Below are 11,751 nucleotides of genomic sequence, written 5' to 3'. Positions count from 1 at the left end.
GGCCCGGGCGGTGACGTGTCCGGTCCGGGTCAGGGCCGGCCGGCCGCGGCCGCGGCGACCACGGTCCTGAGTGCCTCGGCCTCGCCCGGTTCCAAGGTGACCCCGAAGATCTTCTCGGGGGCGGAGAGCGTCTCGTCCTCGTCGAGTTCCCGGTGGGTGGCCGGCTCTCCCGGCCGTATCTCGGTGAGGACGTTGCCGATGAGGACGTGCCTGACCGAGGGCTGGGTGCGCTGGAGGATCACCCGGTGGTTGAAGGGTGAGCGGGGGTGGGACAGGCAGAAGTGGTTGAGGATCTCGAAGTCCGCCGGATAGCGCTGATCCGTGGTGAACCCGTAGAGCTCCGCGGGTCCCTCGGGCCGCAGGAAGCGCAGGACGTGCTCCCCCCGCGGCTCCCGCACCAGGTCGAAGGACCAGTCGCCGCCGGCCTGCGATCCCTCGGCGAGGCGGATCGGCTCGTGGAGCCCGTACCCCCCGAAACTCACGTCGAAGAGCCACTGTTCGCCGTCCAGCTCGACGCACAGGGCCACATGGACGGCGGGGCCGAACTTGTTCCCGGTACGGATCCGGGACCGGGCCGCGAGCGCGGTGAACGTGAACCCGATGCGGTCCAGTACGGCCGCCACGAGCACGACCTGCTCCAGGCACCAGCCGCCCCGGCCCCGTCGTACGATCTTGTCCTGGACACTCTCCAGGTCCAGCGGCACCGCGCGCCCGAGCATCGCGTCGATGTTCTCGAACGCGATCGCGTCGACGTGTGCGGTGTGCAGACGCCGCAGTGTGCCGAGATCGGGCGCCACGTCGCCCAGGTGTCCCACGCGGGACAGATAGGCGTCCAGGTCGACGCCGTTGCCCTGCCACATCGAATCCGTCATGCGTATCCCATCCCTCAGGTGAACTGGCCGGCGACGGCGGCCGCGAGAATGATCCAGCCGAAGTAGCGGTTGGCGACGAAGGTGTCCCAGCAGGACTGTGGATCGTCCAGGTCCACGCGTACGGTCAGCCAGGTCAGCAGGAGCCCCGCGCACCCGACGAGCACGGGGAAGGCCCAGCCGGTCCCCGCCTCGGCGCCGGCCCACCACGCGCCGCCGGCACTCAGCACGATGAAGACGGCGAGCCACACCTTGGTGGCCCCGCCGAACATCAGGGCCGAGGACTTGACACCGATTCTCCGGTCGTACTCCTTGTCCTGGTGGGAGTAGACGGTGTCGTGGAACAGGGTCCAGAAGAACCCGCACGCGTACAGACCGAGCACGGCCGGCGGGAAGTCGAGGCTCCCGGTCACCGCCGTCCAGCCGGCCAGCGCGTACACGTTGATGACCAGCGCCAGCCAGGCCGTGGGCCAGGGGAAGACGCGCTTCATGTAGGGGTACGCGACGAGCAGCGGGTACGAGGCCCCGACGACCAGGGCCGTCTCGGCGTTCACCAGCGCCAGGATCAGCAGCGAGGCGACCGCCTGCGCGGCGGAGAAGAGGAGGGCGTTCCGTACGCTGATCGTCCCCGCCACGACAGGACGCGACGCGGTACGGGCGACCAGGGCGTCGATGTCGCGGTCGATGACGTCGTTGACCGCGCAGCTCGCCCCCCGTACCAGCACGGCCGCCAGGGCGAGCAGGACCACCGACAGCAGGTCGGGCCGCCGCCCGGAGGCGAGGGTGAGGCTCCACAGTCCCGGCAGGAGGTAGAGCACCACCCCCGTGGGGGCGTGCAGGCGCATCAGGATGAGATAGGCGCGCAGGGGATCGGGGCTCTTCTTGACCACGCGCTCGGAGATCTTCGGGGCCCTGGCGCGTCCCGCCGCCGCCGGGACGCCGGTCACCAGGTCACCGGAAGCTCGACCAGCCCGCCGGTCAGTGTGTCGTGGCGCAGCCGCAGTTCCTCCACCTCGACGGCGAGGCGCATGGTCGGGAAGCGCTCGACGAGCCGGGCGAGGGCCACCTGGAGCTGCATCCGGGCGAGCGGCGCGCCGACGCAGTAGTGCGCGCCGTGGCCGAAGGTGAGGCTGCCCTCGTTGTGGCGGGTGACGTCGACCCGTTCGGGGTCGGCGAAGACCGTCTCGTCGTGGTTGGCCGCGATGATGTTGAGCAGCAGGAGGTCTCCGGCCCGGACGGTGGTTCCGTCGATCTCCAGGTCCGTCAGCGCGTAGCGCGGCATGCCGCCGTTGTGCGGGTTCGGCATCGACATCCGCAGGATTTCCTCCACCGCGCCCGGGATGAGGCTCGGTTCGTCCAGGAGGGCCTGCCGCTCCCCGGGGTTGACCAGCAGCAGCAGGGCGCCCGTGCCGATGCGGGCGACCGTGGTCTCGAAGCCGCCGAACAGCAGCAGCGCGGTGAGTCCCACGACCTCGTTGTCCTTGAGGCCCTCGGTCGCGCACAGCCGGGAGATCGCGTCGTCGCCCGGGTTCTGCCGCTTGTCGGCGACCAGGTTCTGGCAGTAGCCGAACAACTCGCCCAGTCCCTGCTGGGACTTGGCGCGGTCCTGGACGTTGGCGGCGTCCTGGGTCCACTGGCTGAACCGGTCCTTGTCCTCGTGGGGGACGCCGAGCCATTCGCACATCACCAGGATGGGGAGCGGGAGTGCCAGCGCCTGGCGGAGGTCCGCCGGGGCCGGCTGCGCGGCCAACTCGCCGAGCAGGTGGTCGGTCAGTGTTTCGACGTGGTCGCGCAGGGCGAGCATGCGCGCGGGTGCGAAGTGGGGCTCCAGCACCTCCCGCATCCGGGCGTGGTCGGTGGCGAAACCGCCCAGCAGGCCGGCGAGGAACACGGAGCCGCTGTCGCGGGCCGCGGACTCGGGGTCGGGGTTGGAGCGGCTGAGCCGTTTGTCGTCCAGCAGGGCCCGCACCTCGGCGTGGCCGGTGACCAGCCACGCCTCGTCCCCGTCGACCGTACGGACGGGGTGGATCGCGCCCTCGGACTGGAGCGTCCGCAGACGCGGCGCGACGTGCAGCAGATGCGCCTGTTCGAAGGGCAGTTGAGCTGTGGTCTTCACTGACAACCTCCTCGTCGAGATGGACCACCGCCGCACTCGCGTTCCGGTCGGTGATCACCGGAACGGCGGGCGCCACTCGAGCACCGGGCATCTTCTCGAGGGCACCCGCCGTGCGCGCGGTGTGCGGTTCGGCCACAACGACTATGTAGTTGAGTGCGTTGCTTCCGTGTCCGTCGAGGAACTGCTGTCCTAGGCCGGCGGTGTGTACTCGGCGACCACGACGATGTAGTTGAGTTCGTTGCTCCGGTGCGCGTCGAGGAACGGCTGCTCCACGCCGGTACGCAGTCCGGAGTGGGACCGCAGGTCCCAGTAGGGGATGGCCTCCTGGGTCAGGTCCCAGACCTGCGAGGGCACGAGGTGGTTGTCGGCGAGCGCCTTGAAGTATTCGCTGCGGTTGTTGATGTGGCAGTCGTAGTGCTCGTCGATGAGCTTCACGGCCTGGCTGTTGGTCGACACGGCGTCGTTGGCGCACCAGGTGACGCAGACGTAGCGGCCACCGGGGCGCAGGAGCCGGGCGAACTCCGTGAAGGCCTCGGCGGGGTTGACGTACATGGTGGTCTCGTTGGTGTACACGGCGTCGAACGAGTGGGCGGGCAGACCGGTGTCACACATGTTGGCGAACTTGAAGGACACCTTGTCGTCGCAGCCGTGCTTCTCCTTGGCGAGGCGCTCGGCGAACGCGATGTGGTGGGCGCAGAAGTTGGCCCCCACCACCTCGCACCCGAACCGCCGGTTGACGAGGAAGGACGTGCCGCCGCGACCGGACCCGCCGTCCATGACCCTCGCGTCGGGCGACAGCGGGGCCAGCCCCCGCAGCACCAGCTCGACCTGCTCGTTCTCCATCCGGCCCATCTCCGCGAGGATCGCGGCGTCCCGCTCGGGCTCGGGGACCTCCAGGACGGATTTGTCGTAGCCGCCGACGGCGTAGTGGTGGTGGTACAGCCCGTCCTCCTCGCCCAGCAGGAGGTTGATCGGGTCCTGGGTCTTGGTCTCGTAGTGGGCCTGCGCCCGGCGCTCGAATTCGGTGCGGACGACAGGGGAGGCCGGGTTGTCGTGGGTCGTGGTCATGTTGCGTACTCCCATCCAGGTGCCGCCCCTGTCGGGCGGCGCGGGTCATGCTGCGCGATTGACGATGCGGTCGAACAACGTGGTCAGTTCGGTGGTCGCGGCCGGTGTGAGTGCGGCCCGTCCGAGGGCCTGTACGGCCGAGTCCAGGTGGCGGCCCGACAGCCCCTCGGCGGTGTGCCGGCCGCCGGCCTCCTCGATGAGATCGGCCAGTGCCTGGAGGTGTGCCGGTGTGGTGCCTTCGGCGTTCCACAGGAGGTTCAGCCGGCCGCCGGCCGGGCCGTCGGAGGCCAGGGCCGCGAGCACGGGGAAGGTCAGGTTGCGCCGTTTGATGTCTCCCCGGATCGGCTTGCCGGTCACCGCGGGATCGCCCCAGATGTCCTCCACGTCGTTGGAGATCTGGAGGGCGATGCCCAGGTGCCGTGCCGCGTCGCGCAGGGCGGCCAGGACGTTCTCCGGTCTGCCCGCCCGCAGGGCCGGCGCCACCAGTGAGAACTCCAGCAATGCCGAGGCCTTCTCCATCACCATCTGCTCGTACGCGGCGATGCCGGAGCCCGTACCGGGCCGGAGAGTGAGTTCACGGGCCTGGCCCGCGTGGACCAGAGCGACGGCCTTGGCGAACGAACCGGCGATCGGGTGGTGGCCCGGTCCTGAATCGTCCACGACGATGCGCAGACCGAGAGCCTGCAACGCGTTTCCGGCGTGTATGGCCAGACTCACGCCGAATACTTTCCAGGCGGCCGGCCTGCCGCGGCGCAGTTCGTCCGTGTCGGCGATGTCGTCGTGGAGCAGAGTCGCGTTGTGCAGCAACTCCACCGCCGCCGCCGGGGACTGTATGTCCTCCGGTCGCAGCCCGACTCCATCGGCGACCGCCGTCATAAGACTGGCACGGGTCAGTTTCCCGTCCCCGCCGACGCTGGGGTCACCATGTTCGTCAATGAAGCCGAGATGGTAACGGCAGATCCGGGCCAGTGTCGGCGGATCCAGCAGAGAAACCTGTTGCTGAATAACGGGCAATACGGTGGATCGCACTACGTTCGGCGACAGAAGGGCTTGGGACCCGGCGGACGGGGTGACACGTGTACTCATCGCGATTCCCCTCCGGCCACGCGAGTGAAGCACATGCCGTTCGCGAATTGAACCAGTGAACACCCATCAATGTGCTGAACATGTTGCATACACGCCATCACACCTCTTCACCTCCTGCTCCACTTAGCCGTGCGGTGAAATTCCGATGCATGGAGGCTTATGCGAAAGCCCATGATCACCCAGCATCACCGCAGCTCAACGGGCATGCTGGTCACCGGTGAGCCGCTCCCGGGTTTCGAAAACCCCGGAATCCGCGCTACCGGATTGGAGTCTGAGTGACCTCTCCCAGCCGTGTCAACGACGCCTTACGGCCCTGGCGGGAATCGAGCCCAGCACTCCGCGGAGCCGGCAGATGTTCGACCTGTTCGAAATCCCGTCGCCGACGGATCGGGCTTTTCCCCGGCTTGGGCGGTTTGAGCGGCATGTAATTCGCCATCCCGAAATCCCCTGATTGGCCGGGCGTGAACAGCGACCCGTAAATGATCTACGGAAGGCTGGTTGACCAGCGCCACTTCCCCCCGTGCGGCCGGCATGAGGGGGTGCGGGCGGACGAAGGCGCGCATGGCATGATGAAGGCCGCCGCCTTTGGGGCGGCGGTCGCGGAAGATGTTCCAGATCTGCGTCCCGGCGAAGACGAACTCGACGCGGGCACCGAACGGGCCCGGCCCCCACTCTGTTCGGGCACCGTCCACGCCCGATCGGTTGTGCCTCTCTTTTTTGAGTCTGGCTTGAATTACCAACCCGGCGGAGTACGTACGGGCAGCGGCCGACCCCTCCTTTTCGATAACGGGTCCGAGGGCGAAAGGGCCCATTACCGGCCACGCTCAGGGCGAATCGGCCTCCGGCGCCGCACGGCTCACAGGTCCGCCCCGGCGGCTCCTGGGCATGGGAGAGCGCCCGGGAATGACCGGTTGTGCGGGGGGAGCCGCGGTCGGTGCGCCGGGGGCCGTACAGGCGGTGTACACCGCCGGTTCACGGACGTCCTACATGACGAATACGCCATCTCCCGAGGCGGTGGCGCGTACGTCCGACCAGGCGGAGACCAGCGCGACAGCCTGTTCGGGATTGAGCCGCGGGTCGCACAGGCTGGTCCTGCGGACGGTCTTCCCCTCGTACGCGGAGAGGTCCGCCGCGCACTCCAGGACGTTGTCGGGCGTGGTCTCCAGGTGCAGTCCGCCCGCCGTGCCACCGACATCGGTCACGGCCCGGAGGAATCCCCTGACCTCGCGTGCCATGGTCTCCAGCAGGCGCGTCTTGTGCCCGTCCGGGCCGGTCACGGTGTTGCCGTGCATGGGGTCGCTGAGCCAGATGACCGGATGTCCGGCCGCCCGGACCGCCGCCACGAGCGCGGGCAGCCGGTCCTCGACCACCTCGGCGCCCATCCGCGCGATGAGAGTGAGGCGGCCCGGTTCCCGCGAGGGGTCCAGCCGTTCGCACAGGACGGTGACGTCCTCCGGGGTGGTGGCCGGACCGACCTTCACGGCCACCGGATTGACGATTCCGGCGACAAGGTCCAGGTGAGCGCCGTCCAGCTGGCGGGTCCGCTCGCCGATCCACGGCCAGTGGGTGGAGCCGAGCCAGCGGCGCCCGTCACCCAGCTCACGGATCATGGGTACCTCGTAGTCGAGGACCAGGGCCTCGTGGCTCGTCCACAAACGGACCTCGGCCACGGGCTGTTGCCCCAGGGCCGCGGGCCCGCGCCAGCCCAGGTGCTCCATGACGTCGCAGGCGGTCATGTACGAGGTCAGCAGGCGCAGCGGATCGTGCCGGCGGCTTTCCGCGTCGTACTCCGGGCCGTTGACCATGTGCCCCCGGTAGACCGGCAGTTCCAGGTCGCCGATCCGTTCGAAGGGCCTGGACCGGGGCTTGGCGAACTGGCCCGCGATGCGTCCGACCCGTACCACCGGCTTGTGGGTGGCCGCCTTCAGTGTCGCGGCCAGCAGGTCCACCACCGCCGATTTGCGTGACACGTACGCCGCGTCGCACTCGTCCGGGTTCTCGGCGCAGTCCCCGGCCTGCACCACCAGGGCCTCACCCCGGGCCACCCGCGCCAGCAGTGTCCGCAGCGCGCGTACGTCCTCGGCCCTGACCAGCGGGGGGCGTGCGGCCAGTACCTCCCGGATGCGCCGTACCTGTGAGGGGTCGTCCCACTCGGGTTGTTGCGGGGCCGGCCTACGCATGGCGGTCGTGGCGTACGCGGCCGGGACCGGCCGGGGAAAAGTGTAGATACAGCACAAGCAGCCTCTCCACTGGTCAACCTGCGGTCAACACACTTGTCGGCACGGCCTGTTCGCTGCCTGTCCTGTTGTACAGACTGTCCGCTACCGTAGCGTGGTGGTGCTTCAGCTGCGACCCCCGGTGTGCGATGCCTCTACCGAGCGGCCCGCCGGTGTGACGCACGGCGGGCGAAGGCCGTGCGGACGTTGATTGTGTGCGGTGTTCCCAGTGTGCCCGCAGCCGCGGTGCTGACGCATTCCGAACGGAGGTACCCGAAGAAGCCTCACCCTCCATAACAACGACGCAGCCACCACGGTCCTCGTGACGCGTGCTGCGCTTGTCCACGGCGGAAGGATGCTCATGCCCCCCACTGCAACTGTCCTGCCACGAAACCCACTCGGCCCGCACGACGTGCGTGCCCTGCCGACCGGACAACTCGCGGCCCTGGCCCAGGACATCCGTACGTTCCTGATCGAGAAGGTCTGTGCGACGGGCGGCCATCTCGGTCCCAACCTGGGCGTGGTGGAACTGACCATCGCCCTGCACCGCGTCTTCGACTCGCCCCGCGACGCGCTCCTCTTCGACACGGGCCACCAGTCCTACGTCCACAAGATCCTGACCGGACGGGCCGCGGACTTCGACCGGCTGCGCCAGGCCGGCGGACTGTCCGGCTACCCCTCGCGCGCCGAGTCGGCGCACGACTGGAGCGAGAACTCCCACGCCTCCACCTCCCTCTCCTACGCCGACGGCCTGGCCAAGGCCCATGAACTGCGCGGACACCGGGACAGGTCGGTGGTCGCCGTCATCGGCGACGGGGCCATGACCGGTGGCATGGCCTGGGAAGCGCTGAACAACATCGGCGCGGCCGGGCGTCCGGTCGTCGTCGTCCTCAACGACAACGGCCGCTCCTACGCCCCGACCACCGGGGCCCTCACCAACCAGCTGCACGCCCTGAAACATCCCACCGCCACCGCACGGGACCAGGCGGGCGAGAACCTGTTCACCCGGATCGGCTTCACGTACCTGGGTCCCGTCGACGGCCACGACACCAGGGCGCTGGAGGCCGTCCTGGACCGGGCCCGCCTCCTGCGGCGGCCCGTCCTCGTCCACGCGGTGACCGTCAAGGGCTCGGGATTCGCGCCGGCCGAGGACGACGAGGCGGACTGCCTGCACGCCGTGGGCACCGTGGACGCGGTCACCGGCCGGCCCGCCGCCGCTCCTGCCGCTTCGGGGCCGCCCGCCGTGTCGTGGACCGGCGTCTTCGGCCGGGCCCTGCTCGAACTGGCCGGTGAACGCGAGGACCTGGTGGCCATCACCGCCTCCATGCTCCGCCCCACCGGCCTGCATCCGATGGCCGTGAAGTACCCCGACCGGGTCTTCGACGTCGGCATCGCCGAACAGCACGCCGTCACCTCCGCGGCCGGTCTGGCCATGGGAGGCTTCCACCCCGTCGTCGCCCTCTACTCCACCTTCCTCACCCGGGCCGTGGACCAGGTCCTCATGGACGTGGCCCTGCACCGGCTGCCGGTCACCTTCGTCCTCGACCGGGCCGGCGTCACCGGCCCCGACGGCGCCTCGCACCACGGCATGTGGGACGCCTCCCTCCTCGGCATCGTGCCCGGCCTGCGGCTGGCCGTGCCGCGCGACAGCGGCCAACTGCGGTCGCTGCTGCGGGAGGCCACCGCGCACGAGGGCCCCACCGCGCTGCGCTTCCCCAAGGGCACGGCCGGGCAGGACCTGGAGGCCGTACGCCGTACCGGAAGCGTCGACGTCCTGTCGGCGTCCGGGATGCGGGACGTCCTCCTCGTCTCGTACGGTCCGATGGCCCCCCTCTGCCTCCAGGCCGCCACCCTGCTCACCGAGCGGGGCATCGGAGTGACCGTCGCCGACCCGCGCTGGGCGATCCCGGTCGCACCCGAACTGCTCGAACTGGCCTCCCGGCACCGGCTGGTGGTCACCGTGGAGGACAACTCCCGTACCGGAGGCGTCGGCAGCACCCTCGCCCAGACCGCACGCGACCACGCGATCACCACCCCCGTGCACAATCTGGGCCTGCCACGCGCCTTCCTCACCCACGGCCCCCGGGAACAACTCCTGGCCGACGCCGGCCTGACGGCCGAGCGGATCGCCGGCGCGGTCCTGCGCGCCCGCGCCGGAAAACCCCTCGCGCACACCGCCCCCACCGACGGGATCCCCCGATGACCTTCGTCGCTCTCCCCATGCCCACCGTTCCCCGCGCACCGGTACGCCGCCGCTCCCGGCAGATCCACGTCGGCGCCGTGCCCGTGGGCGGCGACGCGCCGGTCTCCGTCCAGTCCATGACCACCACCCCCACCGCGGACGTGGACGCGACGCTGCGGCAGATCGCCGAACTGACCGCGGCCGGCTGCGAGATCGTGCGCGTCGCCGTGCCCTCCCAGGACGACGCCGACGCCCTGCCCGCGATCGCCGCAAAGTCGCAGATCCCCGTCATCGCCGACATCCACTTCCAGCCCCGCTACGTCTTCGCCGCCCTGGACGCCGGCTGCGCCGCGGTACGGGTCAACCCCGGCAACATCAAGGCGTTCGACGACAAGGTCAAAGAGATCGCGAAGGCCGCGGGCGCGGCCGGCGTGCCGATCCGCATCGGCGTCAACGCCGGGAGCCTGGACCGGCGGCTGCTGGCCAAGTACGGCAAAGCCACCCCCGAGGCGCTGGCGGAGTCCGCGCTGTGGGAGTGCTCCCTGTTCGAGGAGCACGGCTTCACCGACCTGAAGATCTCCGTCAAACACCACGACCCCATGACCATGGTCGCCGCCTACCGCCACCTCGCCGCCGCCTGCGACTACCCCCTGCACCTGGGCGTCACCGAAGCCGGCCCGCCGCCCCAGGGCACCATCAAATCCGCCACCGCCTTCGCGATCCTCCTCGCCGAGGGCATCGGCGACACGATCCGCGTCTCCCTCACCGCGCCCCCCGTCGAAGAGGTCAAGACCGGCCTCCAGATCCTGCAATCGCTCGGACTGCGCCCCCGCCGGCTGGAGATCGTCTCCTGCCCCTCCTGCGGCCGCGCCCAGGTCGACGTCTACGCCCTCACCGAACGGGTCACCGCCGCCCTGGACGGCTTCCCCCACCCGCTGCGCGTCGCGGTCATGGGCTGTGTCGTCAACGGGCCCGGCGAATCGCGCGAGGCCGACCTGGGGGTCGCCTCCGGCAACGGCAAGGGCCAGATCTTCGTCAAGGGCGAAGTGATCAAAACCGTACCCGAGTCGAAGATCGTCGAGGCGCTGGTCGAGGAAGCGATGCGGCTGGGTGAGCAACTGGCCCTGGAGAACCCCGAGGAGGAGACCCCCGCGTGAGCGACCCGGCCTCCCTCTTCGACCAGGACTCCTTACGCCGCGCGGTGGACACCGTGCTCGCCGACCACCTGAGCGGCCAGATGCGGAGCGCACGCCGGCGCGGCCTGCCGCAGGAGGCCGTCCAGGCGTTGAGCGACTTCCTCGGCGCCGGCGGCAAACGGATCCGCCCGGTGCTGTGCGTGGCCGGCTGGCAGGCGGCCGGCGGGACCGGCGCTCCCGAACCGGTCCTCAGGGCCGCGGCGTCCCTGGAGATGTTCCACGCCTTCGCCCTCATCCACGACGACATCATCGACGCCTCCGACACCCGCCGCGGCCGGCCCACCGTCCACCGCCAGGTCGGCACCGAAGCCGCCATCCTCGTCGGTGACCTCGCCCTCGTTCTCGCCGACGACCTCCTGCACGGCGCGGGCCTCACCCCCGCCCAGCTCGCCGCGGTCCTGCCCGTCGCCAACCAGCTGCGCGCCGACACCGTCTTCGGGGAGTACCTCGACATCTCGCACGCCGGACAGCCCCCCGCCGACACCGGCCCGGCCCTGACGATCACCCGGTACAAAACCGCGAAGTACACCGTCGAAGGCCCTCTGCTGCTGGGAGCGGCCCTCGCCGCCGCCGACAGCACCGTACGGAGCACGCTCAGCGCCTACGGCCTTCCCGTGGGCGAGGCCTTCCAGCTGCGCGACGACCTGCTGGGGGTCTTCGGCAACCCGGACGACACCGGCAAACCCGACCTGGACGACCTCAGGAAGGGCAAGGCCACCGTCCTGATGGCCCTCGCCCTGGGCCGCGCCGACGCCGGCCAACTCCGCACGCTGCGCCGCCACGTGGGCAACCCGTACCTGAACCACGACGACGCCGGGCACGTACGGACCGTCCTCATCGACACCGGCGCCCGCGCCGCCCTCGAAGAAATGATCGCCCAGCGGCGCCAGACCGCGCTCACCACCCTGGACACCGCCGCCCTGCCCCTCCACATCAAGGCCGTACTGCGGTCCCTGGCCTTCACCACCACGTCGAGGACCACATGACGAAGTCGAGGACCCCATGACGAAGAGGATCC

At 70.1% G+C, this 11,751-nt stretch carries 9 protein-coding genes; 3 read left to right on the top strand and 6 right to left on the bottom strand.

Annotation, left to right across the window (positions count from 1 at the left end):
* Positions 1–29 precede the first annotated feature (29 nt).
* The 6 genes from ACIODU_RS04465 to ACIODU_RS04440 all read right to left on the bottom strand — a co-directional run bounded on the left by ACIODU_RS04465 (position 30) and on the right by ACIODU_RS04440 (position 7,319).
* Positions 30–872, bottom strand: a complete 843-nt coding sequence (locus ACIODU_RS04465) for an arylamine N-acetyltransferase (RefSeq protein WP_401763782.1) — start codon at positions 870–872, stop codon at positions 30–32.
* A 14-nt stretch (positions 873–886) separates the two neighbouring features.
* On the bottom strand, positions 887–1,816 hold the full coding sequence (locus tag ACIODU_RS04460) for a 4-hydroxybenzoate octaprenyltransferase (RefSeq protein ID WP_401763780.1): 930 nt from the start codon (positions 1,814–1,816) through the stop codon (positions 887–889).
* A complete protein-coding gene (locus tag ACIODU_RS04455; protein WP_401763777.1) occupies positions 1,813–2,985 on the bottom strand; it encodes a cytochrome P450 in 1,173 nt (390 codons plus the stop codon). The genes ACIODU_RS04460 and ACIODU_RS04455 overlap by 4 nt, the downstream gene beginning before the upstream one ends.
* 189 nt (positions 2,986–3,174) lie before the next feature.
* A complete protein-coding gene (locus ACIODU_RS04450; protein WP_356419433.1) occupies positions 3,175–4,053 on the bottom strand; it encodes a methyltransferase domain-containing protein in 879 nt (292 codons plus the stop codon).
* A gap of 45 nt (positions 4,054–4,098) precedes the next feature.
* Entirely contained in the window at positions 4,099–5,082 is a 984-nt protein-coding gene (locus ACIODU_RS04445) for a polyprenyl synthetase family protein (RefSeq protein ID WP_401763773.1), read from the bottom strand.
* 1,040 nt (positions 5,083–6,122) lie between these two features.
* The gene (locus ACIODU_RS04440) at positions 6,123–7,319 is read right to left on the bottom strand and encodes a 3-deoxy-7-phosphoheptulonate synthase (RefSeq protein WP_401763770.1); all 1,197 of its coding nucleotides are present in this window, start codon (positions 7,317–7,319) and stop codon (positions 6,123–6,125) included.
* Positions 7,320–7,716: 397 nt separating this feature from the next.
* Here ACIODU_RS04440 and ACIODU_RS04435 point away from each other — a divergent pair, with 397 nt between their 5' ends.
* Genes ACIODU_RS04435 through ACIODU_RS04425 form a run of 3 tightly spaced genes read left to right on the top strand, consistent with a single transcriptional unit; the run spans position 7,717 to position 11,719 of the window.
* Positions 7,717–9,558, top strand: a complete 1,842-nt coding sequence (locus ACIODU_RS04435; protein WP_401763767.1) for a 1-deoxy-D-xylulose-5-phosphate synthase — start codon at positions 7,717–7,719, stop codon at positions 9,556–9,558.
* A complete protein-coding gene (gene ispG, locus ACIODU_RS04430) occupies positions 9,555–10,694 on the top strand; it encodes a flavodoxin-dependent (E)-4-hydroxy-3-methylbut-2-enyl-diphosphate synthase (RefSeq protein WP_401763764.1) in 1,140 nt (379 codons plus the stop codon). The genes ACIODU_RS04435 and ispG overlap by 4 nt, the downstream gene beginning before the upstream one ends.
* Positions 10,691–11,719: a polyprenyl synthetase family protein gene (locus tag ACIODU_RS04425; protein ID WP_401763761.1), complete on the top strand. Its 1,029-nt coding sequence runs from the start codon at positions 10,691–10,693 to the stop codon at positions 11,717–11,719. Before ispG ends, ACIODU_RS04425 begins: the two co-directional genes overlap by 4 nt.
* The last annotated feature ends 32 nt before the right edge of the window (positions 11,720–11,751 follow it).

The organism is Streptomyces sp. NPDC088261, from assembly GCF_044740805.1.
GTDB lineage: Bacteria > Actinomycetota > Actinomycetes > Streptomycetales > Streptomycetaceae > Streptomyces.
This window is presented reverse-complemented; position numbering and strand designations above follow the sequence as displayed.